The organism is Pseudomaricurvus sp. ABR4_320 (assembly GCF_056159445.1).
Window position 1 is genome coordinate 69696 of sequence record NZ_JBSWVF010000002.1, and the last position, 22501, is coordinate 92196.

At 51.9% G+C, this 22501-nt stretch carries 17 protein-coding genes; 8 read left to right on the forward strand and 9 right to left on the reverse strand.

Going from position 1 to position 22501, the window contains the following annotated elements; genetic code table 11:
• Nucleotides 1-60 precede the first annotated feature (60 nt).
• Both ACXAFR_RS03605 and ACXAFR_RS03610 read right to left on the reverse strand, forming a co-directional pair.
• Nucleotides 61-1092 carry a helix-turn-helix domain-containing protein gene (locus ACXAFR_RS03605; RefSeq protein WP_475172047.1) on the reverse strand — a complete coding sequence of 344 codons (1032 nt, stop codon included), beginning with the start codon at nt 1090-1092 and terminating at the stop codon, nt 61-63.
• A gap of 1 nt (nt 1093) precedes the next feature.
• Nucleotides 1094-2134 (reverse strand): diguanylate cyclase domain-containing protein, encoded by a 1041-nt coding sequence (locus ACXAFR_RS03610; protein WP_475172051.1) that lies wholly within the window; start codon nt 2132-2134, stop codon nt 1094-1096.
• A gap of 4 nt (nt 2135-2138) precedes the next feature.
• Here ACXAFR_RS03610 and ACXAFR_RS03615 point away from each other — a divergent pair, with 4 nt between their 5' ends.
• The 5 genes from ACXAFR_RS03615 to ACXAFR_RS03635 all read left to right on the forward strand — a co-directional run bounded on the left by ACXAFR_RS03615 (nt 2139) and on the right by ACXAFR_RS03635 (nt 8631).
• A complete protein-coding gene (locus ACXAFR_RS03615) occupies nt 2139-2330 on the forward strand; it encodes a hypothetical protein (protein WP_475172055.1) in 192 nt (63 codons plus the stop codon).
• Between the two features lie 105 nt (nt 2331-2435).
• The gene (locus tag ACXAFR_RS03620; protein ID WP_475172058.1) at nt 2436-4964 is read left to right on the forward strand and encodes a TonB-dependent receptor; all 2529 of its coding nucleotides are present in this window, start codon (nt 2436-2438) and stop codon (nt 4962-4964) included.
• A 60-nt stretch (nt 4965-5024) separates the two neighbouring features.
• Nucleotides 5025-7022, forward strand: a complete 1998-nt coding sequence (locus ACXAFR_RS03625) for a phytase (protein ID WP_475172060.1) — start codon at nt 5025-5027, stop codon at nt 7020-7022.
• Nucleotides 7023-7101: 79 nt separating this feature from the next.
• Nucleotides 7102-8271, forward strand: coding sequence for an alkaline phosphatase PhoX (locus ACXAFR_RS03630; RefSeq protein WP_475172062.1), 1170 nt, complete (start codon nt 7102-7104; stop codon nt 8269-8271).
• Nucleotides 8272-8304: 33 nt separating this feature from the next.
• On the forward strand, nt 8305-8631 hold the full coding sequence (locus ACXAFR_RS03635; protein WP_475172063.1) for a DUF6482 family protein: 327 nt from the start codon (nt 8305-8307) through the stop codon (nt 8629-8631).
• Nucleotides 8632-8654: 23 nt separating this feature from the next.
• On the opposite strand, the gene ACXAFR_RS03640 is transcribed toward ACXAFR_RS03635, so the two are convergent.
• Entirely contained in the window at nt 8655-9221 is a 567-nt protein-coding gene (locus tag ACXAFR_RS03640; protein WP_475172065.1) for a hypothetical protein, read from the reverse strand.
• 128 nt (nt 9222-9349) lie between these two features.
• Nucleotides 9350-9790, reverse strand: a complete 441-nt coding sequence (locus ACXAFR_RS03645; protein ID WP_475172068.1) for an acyl-CoA thioesterase — start codon at nt 9788-9790, stop codon at nt 9350-9352.
• 270 nt (nt 9791-10060) lie between these two features.
• Here ACXAFR_RS03645 and ACXAFR_RS03650 point away from each other — a divergent pair, with 270 nt between their 5' ends.
• Complete coding sequence (locus ACXAFR_RS03650) at nt 10061-11191, forward strand: S41 family peptidase (RefSeq protein WP_475172071.1); 1131 nt, start codon at nt 10061-10063, stop codon at nt 11189-11191.
• Nucleotides 11192-11405: 214 nt separating this feature from the next.
• On the opposite strand, the gene ACXAFR_RS03655 is transcribed toward ACXAFR_RS03650, so the two are convergent.
• The 4 genes from ACXAFR_RS03655 to ACXAFR_RS03670 all read right to left on the reverse strand — a co-directional run bounded on the left by ACXAFR_RS03655 (nt 11406) and on the right by ACXAFR_RS03670 (nt 18106).
• The gene (locus ACXAFR_RS03655; RefSeq protein ID WP_475172072.1) at nt 11406-12428 is read right to left on the reverse strand and encodes a LacI family DNA-binding transcriptional regulator; all 1023 of its coding nucleotides are present in this window, start codon (nt 12426-12428) and stop codon (nt 11406-11408) included.
• Nucleotides 12429-12491: 63 nt separating this feature from the next.
• Nucleotides 12492-14447: an alpha-amylase family glycosyl hydrolase gene (locus ACXAFR_RS03660; protein ID WP_475172074.1), complete on the reverse strand. Its 1956-nt coding sequence runs from the start codon at nt 14445-14447 to the stop codon at nt 12492-12494.
• A gap of 71 nt (nt 14448-14518) precedes the next feature.
• Nucleotides 14519-16978, reverse strand: a complete 2460-nt coding sequence (locus tag ACXAFR_RS03665; RefSeq protein WP_475172076.1) for a TonB-dependent receptor domain-containing protein — start codon at nt 16976-16978, stop codon at nt 14519-14521.
• Nucleotides 16979-17176: 198 nt separating this feature from the next.
• Nucleotides 17177-18106 (reverse strand): carbohydrate kinase family protein, encoded by a 930-nt coding sequence (locus tag ACXAFR_RS03670; protein ID WP_475172078.1) that lies wholly within the window; start codon nt 18104-18106, stop codon nt 17177-17179.
• Nucleotides 18107-18305: 199 nt separating this feature from the next.
• On the opposite strand from ACXAFR_RS03670, the gene ACXAFR_RS03675 reads away from it, so the two are divergent.
• Nucleotides 18306-20753: a M1 family metallopeptidase gene (locus ACXAFR_RS03675; protein ID WP_475172079.1), complete on the forward strand. Its 2448-nt coding sequence runs from the start codon at nt 18306-18308 to the stop codon at nt 20751-20753.
• Entirely contained in the window at nt 20750-21244 is a 495-nt protein-coding gene (locus ACXAFR_RS03680) for a DUF6702 family protein (protein WP_475172080.1), read from the forward strand. The genes ACXAFR_RS03675 and ACXAFR_RS03680 overlap by 4 nt, the downstream gene beginning before the upstream one ends.
• A gap of 94 nt (nt 21245-21338) precedes the next feature.
• Here ACXAFR_RS03680 and ACXAFR_RS03685 read toward each other — a convergent pair whose 3' ends face one another.
• Nucleotides 21339-22214 (reverse strand): fibronectin type III domain-containing protein, encoded by an 876-nt coding sequence (locus ACXAFR_RS03685; protein WP_475172082.1) that lies wholly within the window; start codon nt 22212-22214, stop codon nt 21339-21341.
• Nucleotides 22215-22501: the final 287 nt, after the last annotated feature.

Genomic DNA, 22501 nt, shown 5'->3' on the forward strand with positions numbered 1-22501 from the left:
TTCTAGGGAACCTCTGATTAATGTTGGCGATGGCAACGCAGGTAGTTAATCAGAGCTTCCCTAGTGATTTATGGGCAGTGCAAAAGGTGCGTGGCTTGGTGTTCTGCCCGTCCAGCGTTTGAAGGCGCGACGAAAGCTGGCTGCGTCATGAAAACACAGGCGCTGGGCTACGGATTCTGTGGATTCCTGCGGTTGCCCTAACAGAGCCAGGGCTTTTGCGAGGCGCGCCTGATCGAGCATTTCCTGGAAGTGTGTGTGGTGTTTTTTCAGTTTCCGCTTCAGTGTGGCCGGGCTAATGGATAGGTCGGTAGCCAGGGATTCGAGCCTGGGATTTTGTTCAACATGTTGATTGAGCCAGTCGGTGACTGCGGCGAGAAACGTTCGCGTTCCAGGGAGTTGTTGTAACTGGCGGCGTGCTTGCGTGCGCACGATATCGAGACCGGGTCCGGCTGTCTGTCCCGAGCTGGCACAGGTGCTGCCTGCACGCATGATCATGCGGTTACACGGTTGTTCAAAGTGCACAGCCTCGCCTAAATTGACAAGATATTGCTCAAGCTGTTGCGGGCGCTTTTGTCTGAGAAAAATCTCCCATCCATGCTTCCCCTTGTTCTGGCTGCGGGTATATCCCACCACCGCGGTGATGCTGGCGAGGATGATTTTCTCTCGCAGGTAATCAGTGCCGCAGATATCTTCCCAGACCAATTGCAGCGCTCCGTTTACCCGCGTTGGGACAGGCCGAATCAATGGCAGTAACAGGGTTTGAAACTCGTCGAGAAGATCGATGCTCGTGTTGAGGTCCGCACTCAGTGTTAGGGCGTGACTGGCACTGGCCTCATTACCCGGTAGCAGGCGTCTTCCCAGTTGGAAAAAGGAGTCTTTACCGGGTAAAAGCGAGTCTACATTCGCCAGCAATCTCAGTAGCTGTTCTGGCGACACCTTCTTATCGGGTAGATGCCAGTCTGCCAGAAATAAGCGGGTTCCACTCAGGAGTCGATGAGTGTCGATCCCGCGGCTTGCACACAAATCGAGAACCGTTAGCGGTATGCCGTGTATCGAAATATAGGACGTGTCGTTTTCCAGAAAGCGTTCCATGTCACGCGCCCAGCATTGAGTGAGTTGCTGCAGTCGTCGAAGATGACCTCTGACGAGAGGCTTTAGCCCGTTGCAATGTGGTTTCGATATCCTTCAGTAGGTCATCGTCAATGGGCGATTTAGGAATCACTGCTGTACAGGTGGCCGAAAGGAAAACACGCTCGCCGCAGGTTTGAGTTCGGTGAGCAAAGTGCTTTACGACTGTTTCCAGGTCTCTGGCTAGAGTTTCCGCATCTGCCAGGCTGGTTTCAGGCAGAAGGGCAATGTAGCGATCACCGCTAAAACGAAACAGCAGATCCTGATGGCGTAGGTTAAGCAGCAACAACTGTGTTAACGATACCAGTATTCTGTCGCCTTCCGGATAACCGTAAGCTTGATTAATGGCGTCGAAGTCATTCAGATTGACAGCGACTATGGCGTCCGGCGTCTGGCGTGTCAGCGCCTGCCGCAAAGCCAGTTCCTTAGTGAGCGCTTCGGTTCCTGCCAGCGGCATCAAATAATCGAAGTAGCGGTGTTCCCGGACGGCGCCTTCCCGTTTCCGCAATTGTGCGCTGATCGCGAGTTGTTCGTGGTGCCAGTGAAATAAGCCCCAGGTCAGAACGCCCATGCCTAACGCCATGGGCGCGGATTCCAGAATATGATCCCAGTGAAAATGCTCTGGTAATTCAATAAATTCATCGAGGACGTCGCACCACCAGGACACAATAATCAGGCCCAATCCCAGAGACAGTAAACGTGTGACCTGTCCCGCGGGGCGACTGTTTAGCATCAGGAAGAGCCATGCGATAACCAGCAGGCAAGAGCCTCCTTCCCCGAGAATATCCAATGTTGACCAATGGGATATCGGTTTGATCATCCCCGCCTGCAGGTACACCAGTGACACCCCAACCATTGCGGTAATCAACAGTAGAAATCGATGGGCGTGCAAATGCAGGTAGCGGGATGGCAGCCAGCTTTCAAGGCGCAGACGCAAGCGATGGGAGGCGATAGACATAGAGCTAGGAATCGGTAAAACCGCTAGCTCAGCAGAACTTTGTGACAAAGGAATGACAAACCTGGGAGGTAAATTAGCTCACCGCTTATTTTCCGGATTGGGGGCGATGATCTCCAAATGCTGTTTTGGTAAGGCGATTCGTCGCTGTATCGCCTTCGGAGTGCCTGCAAGCAATGGGGAAGGTGGATCGTTTGAGTCTGTTGATGAGACATTTCAGCTCATCGCCATTGAGATGTCTAAGTAAAATCGATGATATCAAGCACAGGTTATTTTTCTGACATAGAACTGTCATTTTTGGTTTCTAGCATTCTCGCCATGTTTACCGGCAGTTACCGATTGGATGGTTTGTATGTCTGAACCCAGTTTTATTCCCTTTGCACGCAGCATATTGTCACGTGCGTTGGCTCTGGCGATCGCGCCTATGGCTATTGCGTCTCACGTTGTCGCCGAAGAGGCTGAAGACGAAGAGACGCTAGAATACGTGTTGGTGGTTGGGCAGACTGCCCAAATTGAACGAGCGCTTGCCGAACAGCGACGTTCCGATGCCATTAAAAGTGTCGTGAGTTCTGATGCTGTCGCGCAGCTACCCGATGAAAATATCGCAGAAGCCGTACAGCGCCTGCCCGGTGTCTCGATCGAGCGGGATCAGGGTGAGGGGCGTTTTGTCAGTGTGCGTGGTCTCGGGCCAGACCTGAACAGTGTTCACATCAACGGCGCGTTGATTCCCGCCCCTAACAGCGACACGCGTGCCGTAGCGCTCGATGTCGTGCCATCAGAGTTGGTTGAAACTCTGTCTGTGGTTAAGGCGGTTACGCCCGATATGGACGCCAACTCCCTCGGAGGCAGTATCGATGTCGAAAGCCTGACCGCTTTTGATCATGATGGTCGCTTTTACACTGTCTCTGGCGAATCCAGCTATGACGATAATACAGAGCAAACCAGTCCAAAATTGTCCGGTGCCTACAGTGATGTGTTCAGCGTCGGTGGCGGTGAAGAAAACCTGGGTATTGCCTTGGCCGTCAGCTGGCAAGAGCGTGATTTTGGTTCTGATAATGTGGAAACCGGAGGCGCTTGGGATTTTGAAGAGGGCGCTCGTCTGGAAGAGCTGGAAATGCGCGATTACGACATCACCCGCGAGCGCAGCGGTCTCGGCTTAAACATTGATTACAAGGTCGGTGAAAACAGCAACCTCTATTTACGAACCCTCTACAGCGAATTTACCGATACGGAAACTCGCAATGCCGCGGGTATCGAATTTGAAGATCCGCTGAGCACGAACGAGTTGGGATCCGGCGAAGGCTGGCGCGAAGTAAAGGATCGTGAAGAAACTCAGGAGATCCAGTCCTATGTGTTTGGCGGCGATCTGGTCCGTGATCAGTGGACCTTTGCCGGGCAGGTTGGTTACAGCAAGTCTTTGGAAGACACTCCTGCGCACATTGCCGGCGCACTCTTTGAGGGGGTTAACTCCTTTAATGATGTGAGTTACAGCAGTACGCGTACACCGGTTCTCAGTGCGTACGGCGATTATTTTACGCCATCTGCGTTCGCATTAAGCGAAGTCGAGTGGACTGAGCAATACACCACGGACGAGCAGGTCAGTGCCAAATTTGATATCTCCCGCGACTATCAATTGCAGGGGTATGAATCGACCGTGAAGTTCGGTGGAAAATACACTCAGCGCGAAAAAGACAATGATGTTGAATCTTGGGCATACGAAGATTTTGAAGATTATGGCGTGAGTTCTGATCAATTGCTGATGAGCAATTACAGTGGTTCGCCGATTGATTATTCGCTCGGTCGTTTTGGCCCTTCCTTGAACAGCGGCGGCATTAAGCAGCTATTGGCGGGTTTGGACGCAGACGAATTCTATGATGATGAGGAGTCGTCCATCGGAGACTTCACGATGGACGAGGATATCGCCGCGCTCTACCTTATGAACACGGTCGATATTGATCGCTGGCGCATTATTGCCGGTTTGCGTTATGAAGATACCGAATTTAGCGCCGAAGGTACTGGCGTGCGCGATGGCGAGTATGAATCGGTTACGGCTGACAACAGCTATGATCATCTGTTGCCGGGATTGCACGTGCGCTATCACTGGGATGACGACACTCAAATGCGCTTTGCCTGGACCAATACGGTGGTACGGCCTTCCTTTGAGCAGTTGGCGCCCGGTTATGTGATCGACGGAGAGGAAGCCTCCTTTGGTAATCCCGAACTGGATCCACTGGAATCTTCGAATATCGATCTCGGCATTGAACACTATTTCGGCCGTGCCGGATTGCTGTCTGCCTATGTGTTCTACAAAGACATCGAAAACTTTGTCTACGAAAGCGATATTGCCGGGCAGGGCATCTGGGCGGATTTTGACGAAGCGGAAAGTTATACCAACGGTGACAGCGCAGATCTGATCGGTGTCGAGTTGGCCTGGTCGCAGCGACTCGATGCACTGGCAGCCCCCTGGAACAATCTGTTGTTGGGCGCAAACCTGACCTGGAGTCAGTCGGATGCAAGTATTGATACAGAAGAGGGCAGTCGCGATATCGATTTGCCGTATCAATCCGAGAAAGTGGGCAATTTCACCTTTGGATGGGAAGACGAAAAGCTCAGTCTGCGTCTGTCGGTTAACTACAAGTCGGAATATCTTCAGGAAGTCGCAGCGCTGGATGGTGCCGATTGGGATCTCTATGCCGATGAGCAGACATTTGTGGATTTTACCGCCCGCTATTATTTGACCGATCAACTGCAGTTGAGTTTTGAAGCGCAGAACCTGACGGATGAGTCCTACTATGTGTATACCGGTTCGGATGTCTACAACGCTCAATACGAAGAATATGGTCCGTCATTTAAATTTTCTGTGACCTTTACCTCTATGTAATTGCGATGGCGACAGGGGCATGGCCTCTGTCGTTGTGATGGCTCGTCAGTAAGTAAATCTATGTTGAAAAAAAAATTCTCCGGTCTTACCGGTAAATCTTTCTTGTGGGTCTTCGGCAGCAGCCTGCTGCTGGGATGTACCGCGTTTGCGGATAACAGTGACCAAAATCCTGCCTGGCAGCCTGCGCCCTGGTTAACGACCGGCGATGCAGAACTGTTTTCACAGCGACACCTTCCGGGAAGTGAGATGTCGGTAAAGGCCTTAGGGCCCGACGGCTTACAGGTGCAGCAGACTGAAGGCGAGATCAGCGCAGCAATAAGCGGTTATTTTGAGGTGCTTGATGTTCGTCCAAACCGACGTCTGGATCCGTCCTCCTGGTTGGTTGCCGCACCAGATACCTACGCCCAAACAATCACCCTGGCGGAAATTTCCCGTGATGGCAGCATTGAGGAGCGTCAGCTGCCCACACGCGATTTCGCTGTGGCAGGCTCCTGTCTTTATTCGTCGGACACGGGTAAACGCTTTCTTTTCGTCGTTGGTGAAGAGGGGCATGGGGAGCAATGGTATGTGGCTGATGAAGCCGGACTGCTGAGTAAACCCTTGCTGGTTCGCTCGCTGCCGTTACCGCCTCAGGCAGAATACTGTCAGGTAGACGATCGACATCAGGCGCTATTGGTGAATGAAGAAGCCGTCGGTGTTTGGTCCTATCCGGCTGATCCAGAGGCTCTGACTGAGCGGACGCCGGTCGCCATGGTAAAGCCTTTTGGTGATATTGCCGAGACCGCGGGTACTCTGCTATTGGCTGACGGCAGTCTGCTGGTTATTGATCCCGATGCCGGGGAGCTGCATCGCTATACCAATGAAAGTGGTGACTGGCAGGCAGCAGCGGTGGAATCTCTGGCGCCGATGACTGAGGCCGAGCAGGCTATCTTTGTCTCCTACGAGGGCAGCGAGCAGATTGCCGTGCGCGATGACGACAGCGGAGCTTGGTATGCCACGCCTCGAAACGCGATACTTCCTGAGCGTGTAGAAGACACGGGTAATATCGATGTTATCGCTGAGGTTGAGCCCCTGGTGGAAACCCATCCTGTCGGTCGTCACGGGGATGCCGCTGACGATCCTGCAATATGGATCATCGATGCTAATGCAAAGGACGAAAAAAAGAGAGCCGTAATTCTGGGGACCAACAAAAAAGCGGGGCTTCAGGTTTACGACTTAAACGGCCAGCTGCTGCAAAACCTGGAAGTTGGTCGTCTCAACAATGTCGATTTACGTACCGGTATATCGGGATTGGGCAAAGTTACCGCTTTGGCGGCCGCCAGCAACCGCGACCACAACAGTATCAGTCTGTTTCAGTTGGACGAATCCACACGCACCGTGGTACCCGCCGGTGAGATTACTACGGATCTCTCCGACATTTACGGACTCTGCATGTCTGCCAGCAAAGAGGGTGGCGTGTACATATTCGCTAACGATAAAGACGGCCGTCTGCAGCAGTATCGCGTCACCTCGACGGATGACCAGAACAACATGCTGCTCGCGGGTGAACGGGTGAGGGAGGTCAAATTTGATTCCCAACCTGAAGGCTGTGTTGCCGATGACAGCCGTGGACAGCTATTTGTTGGCGAGGAGGATGTTGGTATTTGGACGCTTTCCGCGGATCCGGAATCGACAGCCGAACCGACGATGGTTATGAAAGTTGGGGGTGTTCTGCACGATGATGTTGAAGGCCTGGGCATTTACCGGCGCAATGCAGACTCGAAACCTCTGCTGGTTATTTCGAGCCAAGGTAATAGCAGTTATCTGGTTGCAGATGCCTTTCCACCCTATACCTTGAGAACTCGATTCCGCGTCGGTATCAATTCTGATCTGGCCATTGATGGCGCCGCCGAAACGGATGGTTTGGAAGTCACCGGCATTAATTTGGGCGGGCCGTGGTCAAAAGGGATGCTGGTGGTACAGGACGGACGCAATCGCATGCCTGAAGCCACGCAGAATTTTAAGCTAGTCCCCTGGAGCGCGATCGAGGAGCTTATAAGCGCTTCAGAATCTGAGTGACTGAGAATACCTCCTCAGTCAACGCTGTTTGGATCCCGAATTGGGGTCCTTGAATAAGATGCCCTGAAAAGGAAATTACGTGATTAACCGCCGTCTTTTATTGCGCCAAGCCATGGTGGCTGTCGCCAGTACCCCGGTCTTAACATCTGCGGCTCGAGCGGCTTCTCCGCTGGTGTCGAGCACCTTGCAGCAAACCTGGATTGATAGCGATCATAAGGCTCGTCTACCCGTTGGAGCGACCTTAAGAGTTGTTGCCGAATCCAGTAAGCCCGTCACCGGGACGTCGTATTACTGGCACGGGGCGCCGGATGGCGGAGCCTGCTTTGCTTCAGAAGACGGCGGTTGGATCTATGTGTCCAACAGCGAGATGCCGGACGATAAAGGCGGCGCCAGTGCGTTAAAGTTCGATGCCGAAGGCCAGGTTGTCGACGCTTATCGAATCCTTGGCGGCACCACCAGAAACTGTGCGGGAGGCCGCAGTCTTTGGAGCACCTGGTTGTCCTGTGAGGAAAACGACGATGAAGGCCTGGTACATGAGTGTGATCCCACCGGAGGTCGCGCCGCACAAGTATTGCCGGCGCTCGGTGCCTTTAACCATGAAGCCGTAGTATTTGATCCTGAAACCGGTCGCGCCTACTTGACTGAAGATATGCGGGATGGCTGCCTGTATCGCTTTTCTCCGGCGAAACCAGGGAATTTGACGGCGGGTCTGCTGGAAGTTGCCGTGCTCACTACCTCTGGGGTCGATTGGGCAGAAGTGCCGGATCCCTCCGCCCGGCGACGTTCAACCCGCAAACAAGTTAAAGATGCCGCACATTTTAAAGGCGGAGAAGGGCTAGCCTACGCCGATGGTGTGGTGTATTTCACCACCAAATTGGATAACCGAGTTTGGGCGCTGAGTCTCGGGCGGGGCGACACAGAGCAAGATCAATTGCGGGTGGTTTACGACGCAAAAACTGCGGCCACCCCCATCTTGTCGGGCGTCGATAATCTGGAGATCTGCCCCAGTGGTGAGCTGTTGGTTGCGGAGGATGGCGGAGATATGCAAATCGTCGCACTGGATCTCGATGGCAACCCCGCTCCGTTAGTAACGCTTTTTGATCAGAGGGCGTCGGAAATCACCGGACCGGCGTTCAGCCCGGATGGCACCCGCTTGTATTTCAGTTCTCAGCGCGGTTACAGCGGTGAATCTGAAGACGGAATCACTTATGAGTTAAGCCTTCCCGATCATTTTTTCGTAAACTCTTAATTGAACTCATAACAATTAAGGGGCTTGGATTCGATGACAATCACCATCGCTGAGTTACGTAAGTGGTCGAATATTGAAAAAGTGGTCATTCATTCTCTGGATATGTGTCTTTACCAGGCCTCTATTATGCGAGAGGGGCGGGAAGACTATGTCACCGATGCTAAAGGCAAATTCTTACGCAGTTTTAACCTGCTTGAGATGCAGGCCCTATTCGAAAGTTTGCCCGTCGCAGAAATGGTTTTGCGGCAGCAGAGCCCCTACGATGAGATGGTCGGTCAACCGGTGAGGGACGGGGAAAATGCTCTGGAAGTGCCACTCTTTAAAAGCGATGTGGCACGCGCTGCACCAACGGTTCAGTAGTCATTGCGGTGGTTTGGCGGTATCTACTGAAAGACCTCGCCGCTGCCTTGCTGGGCGATAACCTGGCCAAATTCAACGTTGCCGTTCTTTAGGGTGTAAGGCAATAGCACCACGATTGAAGAGCCGGATTCATGATCGAGATTGAATGCGATGGCGTCGGATGGGTCTCCATCGGGCGAGCGTATATGGGCATCGTACACCAGCGCGGTTGCGCGATACTCGTGGTTATCCGCGGCGCTGCGGAACTGCTCATTGATGATTCCGACGAGGTCTGACGGCGATGGCTGACTAAAATCGTCAGTGGCCGCTAGGCTAATGATATCGCCAGCTGGGGTCATGGCGCCGCCATAGGGAAAAAACTCGCCGTGCTGTGAGAGCATTTCCTCCGCGAAGGGAAGGAAAGCGGCGATCAGGCGTTGGGAGTCTTCTTTTTCCTGTTCTTGGGGAGCATCTTCACAGTATCCGACGGCTGCTGTTGCAAACAGCACTACCGCTATCGCAAATTTCAACATGGTCTGGCCCACACTGCAGCTGGTGAATAATTGATCACAGGTTGCCACAGTTGAACTGGGCTGTGAACTGTTTCTCATTGCAGAATCGTCAATGCCGGAATTTTGGCATCGGATATTTGTCCGCGAACGATTCTAGTGACAATGTTGCTCGATTGACGCGCTGTCGTCGAGCAGCAGTCAGCGAATTATACGTATAGTGAGAAGAATCAGCTTGCTTCAGAGTTATTTTCAGTCTGAAGGTTGGCCAACAGGGCTCGACTATCGCTGCTCCAGGGGCGGGAGCGGCGGCTCGCTGTGTCGAGTTGGACAATGACGGTTTCTGCGGTGGCCATCTGTTTGTTGTCCTGAAAGAGCGCCTGCTCAACAACCACCGATGAGTTGCCAATTCTGGCAATGCGTGAGCCAATGTCCACTCGGCCCGGCCAGGTGATTTCGGCTTCGAGATTAAGCGTCAACGCGACCACGACAAATTCGACCTCATCGTCGGCTATGGGGCGCTCTGGATCATAAAAAATCTCTGCGCGACCGGTTTCAAGGAAGGTGGCAAAAACAGCGTTGTTAACGTGGCCCTGGCGGTCTGTATCGCCATACCGTATTTTATCGTAGCTGATCGCTGGGTACTTATTTTTCCAGGCGTTTTCTGTCATCGATCTCTCTTTGAGTCCAGTGAAAATGTCTATGAATTGATAGCTTTGCTTTATGAATAGGAAAGTGTTGAAAAAAATTTCCTGCGGTAATTGGGTTGTAGATCGTTTGTAAAAGCGTAAGGCAGGGTAAATTTTGACTCTTTATCGGGCGATTCGTGCTAAAAATATAGTAAGTTGCAAATTTCCGGCGTTTTAACTCCCCAAGGATTCCCTCAAGTCACACCTGACAAAGTTTCAGGAGGCTGGCTAGTCTAACAGGTGATGAATGGGTTGAGCGCCCTCCAAACAAACTGGGTTGTCGTGAAGTTATTGAACAATATGTCTGTATCGGTGGTGTGGACAGCGCTATTGAGCAAAAGTAATACATTACGCCAGGGATCGACTGGTTTTTTTCTTCTTCTACTTGTGATGGCCGCTCCTGGGTTGAGAGCCCAGGACAGCTTGTTGGAACCCTCCCAGCAGGGTCGCATTCTCGCCGGGGCTGCAGCCCTGATTCGCGAGCGTTATGTCGATGAGTCCAAAGCTGTAATGATTGCGGAAACCCTGGAAACGCGGGGTACCATCTCAAAGGAGGCGCTTGAGCCGGAGGACTTCGCACAGCGTGCGACTGAGCTGATGCGAGTGCTCTCCGGCGATCCTCATCTGGGCTTGAGTTTCAGCGAAAATGCGCTCGATAATGAGCAGGCAGAGCAGCGCTTCTCCAAGGAAGAGCTGGATAAATTCTGCGGCCCTGAACACAACTACGGTATCGAAAAGATTGAGCGCCTGCCGAGCAATATTCTTCTGCTTGAGTTGCGCGCGTTTCCAGAAAAGCAAGATGGTGGTGAGGTTCTCAGTGCGGCGATGAACGTGGTCGCCGGCGGTGAAGCTCTGATCATTGATCTGCGCAACAACAGCGGCGGCGGCGATACCGACGATTTGTTGATGGGGTATCTGTTGCCGCCTAACAGTCCCGTTAGTGGCAGCTACAATCGTCCAAACGATGCTAAGCTATTACGCCGCACCCCAGCAGAGGTCTCCGGTCAACGCTTTGGCGAAGACAAGCCGCTGTATATTCTGACCTCTCCTAAAACGTTTTCTGCCGCAGAGCGTGTCGCCTACGATCTCCAGGCGCTGAAGCGCGCTGTGATTGTTGGTGAAGCCACAGGTGGTGGTGCTCAACCGTTTGAATACCGCCGGGTTAGCGACCACTTTGCTCTGGAGCTGCCTGAGTCGCGTTCGGTCAATCCCATCACCGGTTCCAACTGGGAGCGTGTTGGTGTAATTCCCGACGTTATTATTCCGTCTGACAAGGCTTTGGATGCTGCCATCAGCTTGGCTGAGGGTGAGATCAATGGTCCGATCGATTCGGTCACTCGCCATCGTCCTGATAACATGCCTGACGGACCTGATCCCCTCTAACCTTCAGATCGGTAATCCACCCCAGCTCCGCTTTCGAGGCCTGGTCTACACTGAAAGTAGTCGTAGGGGGTGGATATGAAAATCCGGTCGTTACCACTGTCTTCAGATTGGCTTACCAGGGTTGGTTACCTGGGGTTAGCATTCTTTGCCTTAAAAGGCTGTCTTTGGCTGTTAATACCCTGGTTGCTGGTACGCTATTTCTAAGCGGTCTTGCTCAACCTTGTCTGCCGCTGCTGTTGCGCACCACAAGAGGGGTCGGCAAAATTTCGGAGTGGGGGTGTTCCCCATGAATTTGTTGCAGCACCTTGTCGACAAGTAGGCGCCCACCGAATTCTGGGTCCTGATGGATGGTGGTAAGAGACGGCGTATAATACTTGGCGAGGGGAATATCGTCATAGCCGACCACGGCAATATCTTTTGGCACTTTCCGGCTTTTTTCATCCAGAGCACTGATGGCTTTCATTGCCAAAGCATCGGTGAGGGTAAAGAGACCATCGAATTCAATGTTTGTCTGGAGTAATTTTAAAACGGCCTGATAGCCTTCATCTTTGTCTGAACCTGTGTGAATCGCCAGGTCGGGGTTTTCTTTTAAGCCCGCTTCAGCCAGAGCTCGTTGATACCCGGCATAGCGGAGCCTACCTTCGGGCACTTCCCAGTCACCAATGACCGCTATGCTTGCACAACCCCGCTCGATCAGATGTCGGGTAGCGAGATAACCGCCTTCTTCATTATTGCCGCCCACGGATACGTAATCCTGCTCATCCATTTTTGCGCCCCAGACCACCATAGGAATGGTGGATTTGGCAAGCGCATTGAGCTGTTCGTGAATGTCGTTCTGCCCGATAACGATGAGGCCGTCACAATTGATACGGTGCAGGAATTGTCCGTCGCGATCCAGTTCCCGCAAGTTAACGGAAGACAGTAAAAGCTGGTGCCCCTGTTCCATTAACGTCATGGAAATAATGCCCAGCATTTCCTGAAAGAAGGGGCCCGCCAGTTGCCAGCGAGCCGTATGAGCGGAGGGAATCACGACCGCTATGGTGAGAATTTCTTTGGTGCGGAAATTCCTTGCACGGGTGTTAAGACGGTAGTTATGTTCGCGGGCAAGATCCTGAATTCTCTGTCGCGTTTCGATATTGATCAGTTCGCTGTTATTTAGCGCACGGGAAACCGTGGCTTTGGAGACGCCTGCCAACTTGGCGAGATCGGACATCTTTAACACAGTTTTTCTGGACATGCTCATGGCGTACTTCGTGTAAATCGACGTTGGCGGAATCCCGTATTCTAATGGATAAACGATTTAGGATGTTGGGTCTCTGGGCATTAGCAGCCAGAGAAATTGCAGGGGGAGTAACTGAATACCTTCTGAGCAGTCGGGTGTCACGGAGACCTGAATGGACGATGCCAGCTCCTGAGCGATGCCGGTTTGGTTGAAATGCTTATACAATTGGGCGTCCAATCGCTGTTCGTGATCGCTAAAATTGCAAACGCAGAGCAATTGATCGCCGTTGTTGTCAGAGCGCAGATACGCGAAACAATGGTCATTGCCTGTCTGCAGGATTTTCGTTGTACCCCGCCCCATAACCGGTGTTTGGCAGCGCGTCTGTAACAGACGTTGTAGCCCTTCAAAGACACGATGTTGAATGGTTTCCGGTGATTGCGCTTGAGCAATGTCTGCGTCGGTGATTGCCGGACGATTCACCCAGCGACTGTCATGGAGCTTCTGCGGGTCTTGCCGATACCCATAATCATTGAGTAGAGCCAATTCATCTCCGGCGTAGATCAGAGGAATGCCGCCGATGCTGAGAATGACGCTGTGCAGTAGTAGGATTCGCCGAACCGCCATATCAATCAGCTTTGGATCATCCCGCTCTAGTGCCTGCTCCAGGCCTGCTAGGGAGGCGAGAGCGCCGCAGACACGACAGTCGCCCGTGGCAGGGTTGAACTGAAAACCTTCGCCTTTGGCGAACGAACCCGGATGTTGGCCGGTGTAAAACTGGTTGAGAAAATGCCGGTGGTCGTAGGCATTAATGCCGAGATTGGCAGCGTCCTGATCATCAAAAGTCCAGCCGATATCGTCGTGGCAGCGCACATAATTTACCCAGGTACAGTCCCTGTGTATGTCAAAACGATGTTGTAATGATTCGGTCAATAGACGAGTTTTACGAGTTGCTAAGCTATTCCACAAAAGCGCCATCAGCAGAGGGTTGTAAGAGAGTTGGCACTCTTCGGGCGAAATATATTGATTCACATGGTCGGGATGCACAATGGCTTCTGATTTAAAGACGACTGAGGGGGCGGCGATCCTCAGGCAGGCATTAAATGCGCGTATGAGTTGATGGGCCTTGCGTTGATTTTCGCAATCGGTGCCCATTTCCTTCCAAATAAACGCCAGAGCATCCAATCGCAGGCAGTCAGCACCGACATTTGCCAGGAACAACATATCGGCGACGATCGCCCGAAAAACCTCGGGATTACTGTAATTTAGATCCCACTGAAAATTATTAAATGTGGTCCATACCCATTGGCCCGACGTTGGAATTTGCGTAAAACAGCCTCGGCGAATTTGAGGGAAAATCTCCCGCAGGGTTTTCTCATAAGCATCGGGAATACTGCGGTCATCGAAGATATAGTAGAAACTCTGATAGGTTGGATTACCGGCCCTGGCGGCTTGTGCCCAGGCGTGATCGTCCGCTGTGTGGTTAAACACAAAATCCAGAACCAAGTGGATGCCTGCTGCGTCGAGCGCAACAGCAAGCTCACGCAGGTCATCCATGGTGCCGAGTTTGGGATTCACTGTGCGGTAATCCGATACGGCGTAACCGCCATCACTGTCTCCCTCCGGTACTTTATAGAGGGGCATCAAATGCAGATAGCGGATACCCAGAGATTTCAAATAGGGTATCTTCTGTTGCAGTCTGGATAAATCGCCTGCAATCAGGTCGACATAACAGGCCATACCGATGATGTCGGAACGCTGATGCCACTCAGGGTCGGCAATGTGCTGTTGATCCTTGGCGTGAAGATGCTGAGGGCGTTGCCGCCATGCGTCGTAGAGCGTTTCTGTCAGAGACTCCAACTGTTGGTCGAGGTCATCGCGAAAATCATAGATGTCGGCCAGTAGTGCGTGCAGCTGCGGCAGGTATTGGCCCAGACGCAGTAAGAATTCACGCTCATGTGGCGGTGTGGTTTGTGCTATACCAAGTTGGTTGATGAGGTTGGTAAGCTTGAGTTGGCTGTATTGGGCGATACTCATTGCATCTCTTCACCCGTAAAAAGTCGCGTTACAAAAACGGCTCGACAGAAAACTGTCGAGCCCAAATCGCATCAAAACCGATAGGTGATAGATGCTGTGGTGGATGTTCCATTCAGGGGGCGGGCACGGATAATATCGCCATTGCTGGCAGAGCCTTCTTCCGATTCGGTAATGACAAATTCATCGAAAAGGTTGTTGACATTTAGGGAGGCTGTCAGATCTTCCGCAAGGTTCCAGCTGGCGAACAAATGAACCAGCGTATAGCCGTCTTGCTTGAGGTCGTTGTTATCTTGAACATAGTATTCGGTAGATCCCTGCAGGGTCGCACCGACAGCAAACTGCTCCACACGGTATTGTGGCGTCAGCGTATAGATGAAATCGGCTTGGCGACGGGGTGTATTCCCAACCACCGATGCATTGGTGCGGTCGGAACTGATTTCTGCGTCCGTCCAGGTTAGGTTCCCGCTAACCATAAATCCGGAATCGTGACTCCAAGTGCCCTCAAGCTCGATACCTGTGGCTTCGTATTCACGCATGAACGTATTGCCGCTGGTGACCTCCGCCTGGGTATCCTGTGTTGTGGTATCGAACAGCGTTGCGTAAACGTCGAAGACATCCCCCTGATATTTGTAGCCCAGTTCCAGCTGTTCAACAGTATCGAAACCATCGGTTGTGGATGCGAGGGCTCCCGCTGCCGTCAAGGCGCCACTGATTTGCAGAAGGCGATCAGCGATAGCGCGTTGACCTTCGCTGTAGCGAGCAAACAGGGTTGAGCTGTCTGTTAACAGGTAAGAGCCGCCGAAAGAATAAGCGACATCGTCCGTGTCATAGTCAACACGTTGTACTGAGGCTCCTCCGCGATTCAGGTTAATGACGCCGCCACCGAAGCCAAAGCCGTTGCTGGACGATGCATCTTCAACATTGAGATCAATAACACCATTGCCGTTGATATCGTAGTCGCTATTACCACCACAACATTGAGAAATCAGCTCGCCGTTGGCTTTGACATTGTTGTATCTCACGCTGGCATCGAAAATCCAGCGATCGCCGACATCGAAACCGATATTCATATATGGTGCGGTCGTTTGATACTGCAGATCCCATTCCCAACTCAGAAAGCTTGGCGTCCACAGGCCGTTGTAAACCAGCGGGTTGCCTGCGGCATCATCAATGTTGACGTATTGGGAATTTTCGCCGTCGACGGTTTGAATAAACGTCTGCCAGCTGCTCCAGCTGGTTTCGATATTCTGTTTCGAGTAGTAGTAACCGACGGTGACGCTGACGCCATTATCGAAATCCTTGGTGAGATTGAAATCATTAATCATGTTGCCAAGATCGTTGATACGCGTATCGAACAAGAGGTTTACATAGGTGAGTCCATCATAGGCGTCTCCACTCTCTGCCAGCGTCACAGAAGTGCTTGAACAGTCAAATGCATTGCCATCACCGTCGAGTGCGGAGCCACAGATTGCTGTCGCCATGCTGTCAGCAGACTGGGGGCCATAGACGCCGAACGTATCGGTAAATGGCGATATAAAACCGCCGCTAATTTTCGATGTTCGAAATTTGTTTGTCAGTGTTATGCCGTTGTCGAGATCTTTGTTTAATTCAAATCCAAACGAGTCGACTTTGGATTCAATACCGTCGGTTAAGTCCCGATTCTGTGGATTCCCATAGGCGTCAAAGGTGGAAATATTCGTCGTGTAAGGGGAGTGTAGCGTCTCGTTGCTCGCATCAAAGTTGGTGACCGGTCCATAAGAACCATTATTTTTGACTCGTACGGGAGCGGGTAAATAGGTCGTCACTCGGTCATCCAGATGCTTGAAGTAAAATCTCAAAAAGCCGTCGTCAAATTCCTGGGTGATGTTGGCTTTTATCTGGCCGCCGTTATCGCCGTTATAGCCGGTATCGCGTACGCCTTCACCATCTCTGAAAAAGCCTGCAACGTGAAACCTCAAGGTGTCATTTAGTGGCGCACCATAGGCAAAGTCTGTGCGGAACTCGTCGTAATCGATACCTGTGGTAAGACCGATACTGCCGCCTTCCTCTTCACCGGTGGCACTGATCAGGTTGATGACTCCGCCGGGAGAATTGCTGGCAAAAGTCGATGCCGAGCCGCCGCGAATAGACTCAACCCGTGCTACAGAGCTGTCGTAGCGTAAAAAGTTATCTGCGTTGCCAAAGTTGATATCACCGAATTCAAGCACGGGTAATCCGTCTTCCTGGATTTGCATAAATTTGGAGCCGCCCGTAGCCAGGGGAATTCCCCTTACCGTGATGTTGGCGTTGCCACCGCCGCCGGAGGATTCGGCGCGAATTCCCGGTAGAGAGCGGAAAATCTCTGCGGTTGAGCGCGGTGCGCTATAGGCAATTTCGTCGGCGTTGAGTCCACTGACAGAAACACTGGCCTCGAGCTGACTGCTACCTGCTGGCACAGCCGTAACCACAACTTCTTCAATGGTTTCAGCGTGACTGATTGTGGCACTGGCCAGGCCTATGGCGAGATAGAGAGGGGAGTGACGATAGCTCATGTGTGTGTCCCTTAGTTTTACGTTATTAGCAAGGGTTTAATGGTGTTTGAAAAGCTGGCCTATCCCCTTAGGGAGTTGGCTCAATTACTCTTGCAACCGGTTGAAATATAGATGGCCCTGCAATCGGTTGCAAGAGTTAGCGGAAAAAAGTCTAACGGGGGGCGTATTACAGCGATTTCTAATAAAAACGTCGTAGAACTACGGCAGTTCGTGGCGCCACGGGGGATTCGCGCCGGCTCGGGCAACGGTTACTGCAGCAACTTTGGCACCGAAAGCAAGAGCCGCACTGGCGATGTTGGCATCAATGGTTTGGAGTCGGGTCTTCTGCAGAGCATTCTGGTCGGTGAGGTAGGCGAGGACTCCGGCGTTAAAAGTATCACCGGCACCTACGGTATCGACGACCTCAGCTTTCTCAGCAGGTACCAAGATCTCATCGCCGGAATGGAGGATTGCGAGAGCGCCTTCGCCGCCTTGGGTGACGATCACCATGCTGGCATTTTCTGGCATCAACAGGCGGGCTTTTTCCGCCAGAGAAATGTTCTCTTCCAATAGCCAGTGCAGATCTTCATCGGAAACCTTAACGATATCGGCAATGGCAAGCAGTTTGCCGAGGCGATCTCGGTAGCGGACTACATCAGCGATAAAGCCTGGCCGTATATTTGGATCCACCATTATGGTGCGTTTTGGGGCTTCCCGTTGTGCCAATGCAAGATAGGCATCGGCGGCAGGTTCCTGGCAAAGGCTAATTCCTCCGAAATAGAGGGCATCAATGGTGTCCGGTAGGGTCGGCAGGTGTTGGGGCGTCAGCAGTCGCCCGGCTGAATTTTCGTCGTAAAAGGTGTATTTGGCTTGGCCGTTTTGTAATTCGACAAATGCCAGTGTTGACGCGTGGTCTAAAACCGCGAGCAGCGAGGTATCGACGTGGCTGGCGGCCAGAGCATCGCTCAGCTGGCGACCAAATAAATCGGACGAGATGCCGCTAAACATAGCGGTTTCTATGCCCAGGCGGCCCAGAGCGATTGCGGTGTTGAAAATGGCTCCGCCGCAATGGGGGCGTAACGCCGGATTACCGTCGGAATCCGTGCAGGGAATCATGTCGATCAGGGCTTCACCATTGCAGAGAATCATATCGGAACCTTATTGCTATTATTGATACGGGATTCTCCTGCAAATCTTACCGGAAATCCATACGAATGCCCTGAGAAAACATGAGGGTTTTACTCGGTTATTCGTTATAGTGCTATTCACCTCAGTGACGACTCGCGGCAGGCTGCTTGCGTTATGAGGTACTTTCGTCAAATTCGCTCCCAGATGTTTGGAAAATTCGATGTTTTCATATTCTCAACGCGCGCTTGCTGCTCTGGCCGTGTGCTGTTCTTTCTCTGTTCAAGGTGCTGTATCCCAAACCAAGGGAGATTTCGAAGATAAATTTCGCCAATTGGACGAAGAGTTACCTACCCCTAACAGTTATCGTAATGCGGCGGGTGAGCCGGGGCATGCCTACTGGCAGCAGCAGGTCGACTACCGTATTGCTGCCACCTTGGATGAAACACAACGGCATTTGAGTGCCAGCCAGACAATCACCTATACCAACAATTCCCCAGATACATTGAAGTATCTCTGGTTGCAGCTGGATCAGAATAAGTTCCGTTTGGATTCCATGGCGGAAAAAACTCTCACATTTGGCGGTATTGGTAATCGCGGTCCCGCTACCAGAGAGGCGATGGATGATGTGCCAGCGGGACTCACTTTTGATGAATTACGGCGCCAACAGTGGTTGGACGACCACGAGGTGGGGTACACCATCAGCCACCTTCAAGATGCTGACGGCAAAGAGCTGCGCGCAACCATCGTGGGTACAAACATGCGCGTGGATCTGAATCAGCCTCTGGCGCCCGGTGAGCAGCTGCAATTCAGCATGGATTTCGAATTTAACATTGTCGAGACAGAAGCGGTTCCCGCGCGTTCTGGTTATGAGCATTTTCCCGACGACGAGCGAAAAGGTGGCAACGATATCTTTCTGTTGGCCCAGTGGTTTCCTCGATTACATGCCTACACAGACTACGAGGCATGGACCAACAAAGAATTCTTAGGGCGGGGCGAGTTCACCCTGGAGTTCGGCAACTATGATGTCAGTCTGACGGTCCCGGCCGATCACATCGTCTCTGCAACGGGCAGTTTACAAAATCCGGATGCGGTTTTGACCGCGACGCAGCGCAAGCGATTGGAACAGGCGCGCGATGCCAAACGGCCGGTCTTTGTAGTGACGCAAGAGGAAGCGTTGGCGAACGAGAAGGACGGTACGGACGAAACCAAAACCTGGAAATTTAAAGCGTCTCAGGTGAGAGATTTTGCCTGGGCATCGTCTCGTAAGTTCATGTGGGATGCCCGCGCCCATCATCAGGGTGGCGATATTCAGCCCGAAGTCATGGCGATGTCTTTCTACCCGAAAGAAGGCGGCGATCTGTGGAAAAAATATTCGACCGAAGCCGTCATTCACACCTTGGAAGTCTATTCACGCTTCGCCTTTGATTACCCCTATCCCGTTGCTCAGAGTGTTAACGGCCCTGTGGGCGGGATGGAATATCCAATGATCACGTTTAACGGTCCGCGGACGACGCTCAATAAAGACGGATCCCGTACCTGGAGTCAGGCGGAAAAGCGCTTTTTGATCGGCGTTGTCATTCACGAAGTGGGGCATATTTACTTCCCGATGTTGGTCAACTCGGATGAGCGCCAGTGGACCTGGATGGACGAGGGGCTGAACAGTTTTCTCGATGGCGTTGCCGGTCGGGAGTGGGATCCGAAAATGCCCTGGGGTGTCGAGCCTCGGGATGTCGTGGACTATATGAAGTCCGATATTCAGGTGCCGATTATGACTCAATCGGATTCGGTGTTGCGTCTTGGTCCCAATGCCTATACCAAGCCTGCCGTTGCCTTGAATATTTTGCGGGAAGTCATTTTGGGCAGAGACCTCTTCGATTTCGCCTTTAAAGAATACGCCACTCGCTGGGAGTACAAGCGCCCAACACCATCTGATTTTTTCCGTACCATGGAAGAGGCCAGCGGCGTGGACCTGGATTGGTTCTGGCGCGGTTGGTTTTATTCCACCGATCATGTTGACATCAGCATTGATAAAGTCTGGCAATTGCGACTCGATACCAAAAACCCCGACATAGATTTTGCCCGTCGCCGTCAGGAAGAGGCGGATAAACCTCAACCGTTATTTGAGAAACGCGAACGCGATGCAGGCAACAAAACCTGGGTTGAGAGAAATCCGGATGTGCAGGATTACTACGATAAAAATGATCGCTTTACCGTGACCAATAAAGAGCGCAACGAATACGCACAATTGCTTGAGGATCTGGAACCTTGGGAGCGTGCGACGCTAGAACGCGCTGTCAAAGAAGACAAGAACTACTATGTGCTGGAATTTTCAAACCTGGGTGGTTTGGTGATGCCGATTCTTCTGGAGCTGACCTATGCCGATGGTTCCGTAGAAGAGCGCTATATTCCTGCTGAGATTTGGCGCCGTTCGCCAAAGTCGGTTGCGAAATTGATCGTGACGGAAAAAGAATTGGCGCAGGTTGTTGTTGATCCTCGCTGGGAAACCGCGGATGTCGACAATGAAAACAACCATTACCCTCGGCGTATTATTAAATCACGATTGGAAGTGTACAAAGAAGAGGAAAGCCTGAATCCCGTCGAGCGTGACATCATGTTTGATTCCACCACGAAAGAAGAAAAGCCAGAGCCGGGTTTCCACCAAAAATGATGGTATTACGCAGTGTTTTACTCGTTTCTTCTCTGATGATGAGCGCGTTTGTTAGCGCTCATCAGATGAAAGCCGCGATCACCAAAGTGTTGTTTAATCAGCGTACGGGCAACGTAGAAATCATGCATCGATTCTACGTTCACGATGCAGAGCATGTGTTGAGTGAGCTGGCAGGAAAACAAATTTATTTGGAAGAAGACGCCCTTGCTCAGCATAAATTTGCCGACTATGTACAAGACCATTTTGCCATCGGTGTGAATCAACCAAAGATGATTTCATTGTCCGATGTTGGTCAGGAAGTGGATGGAAAATTTATCTGGGTTTATCAGGAATTTCCCATTCCCTCATCGGTCAGTAAATTGTGGTTTCGCTTTGATGCCATGCAAGATCATTGGTCCGGTCAAATTAATCAGATCAATGTAGAAGGGCTCGGTAAGGTGAAGTCCTTACAGTTTGAATTGGGCGACGATTGGCAGTCACTGGATCTATAACTTTTTTGTGGCTACTGAACCACAAAAAGCCCGGACAACACTGAGTGCAGTCCGGGAAGATAGAGGTTCTTTGTCGTTGTTGTCAGCGGCGGTGTTACAGAGCCGCCAGCTCTTCGATGTCTGAAAATTCACTGGAAAGCCCGTCAGTATCAATCGCCTTGATACGAACATGGTAAGTGCCTTTCGGCAATTCCAGATTCAATTCTGTCTGCAGGCCGTCGCCAATGGTTACTGAGGTGAAGTCCGCATCATCGGTCAGTTTGTACTGCAACTGATAACCGGCCAGCTCGTAAGGGTAAAGCGTTTCGCCGTTGCTTCTTTCCATTGGGATGTCCCAGCTCACGCTCAAGGTACTCTCGGTTGGCGTTGTTACCGGTGGGGTTGTTGGCTCCTCGGTGCCACCGCCCGTACCTGCAGTATCGTCGGTTAACTGACGAATGTAGCAAGACTTAAAGGTGCCAGGGGCAGGATCCCCAAAGTTGGCGTTGCCACACCAGGCGCCATCGGTAAAGGTGGCAATGTTGTAAGAACCGCTGGCGCCGTAACGTACCTCTGCAGTGCCGTCGAACTCACAGGATGATTTTTCTTTCGAGCAGAACACCCAATCGCTGGGCGGTGTTGTTACCACAATGGGTTCTTCAACGACCGGCTCTTCGACCACGGGTTCTTCAATAACCGGCTCAGCCACAACCAATCGGTATTCACAGCGCTTAAAGGTGCCGGGCAGTGGATCGCCAAAATTGGCGTTGCCACAGTAAACACCGTCTTCAAAGGTGGCGGTGTTCCAGGAATCATTTTTTCCGTAGCGGACTTCCGCTTCGCCGTCAAAGGCACAGGTTTGTTTCTCTTTTGAACAGAAGGTCCAGTCAGACGCGAGGGTTGCCGGCGCGTGAGACAGACCGAGCAGTGCGCCACCGCTAACCAGAGCCAGTGACAGAAGAGATTTGCGAGTGTTGTTCAGTGATTTCATGGTGAGCCTCTATCAATATCAAAAATGTTGTTGTGTTCAGATCACCTCCTGTGAAGACACAGTAAAGATACTGAAAAGGCATATGCGGAGTTAGCTGAAATAACCCGGTGTTATCAAAACTGAGAGAGGCGGCACGGGGAAGGTGTGAAATGGCCAATCTAAGAGGGAGGGAAATAGAGCGAATCGCTATATCACAAGCAATGGCGTGCCAAATGTGAGGTAGATCTCAAGAATTGGCAGCTGAAATCTCCTGCCGAGAATGAAGGCTTCCTTAGGCGCAGACGAAT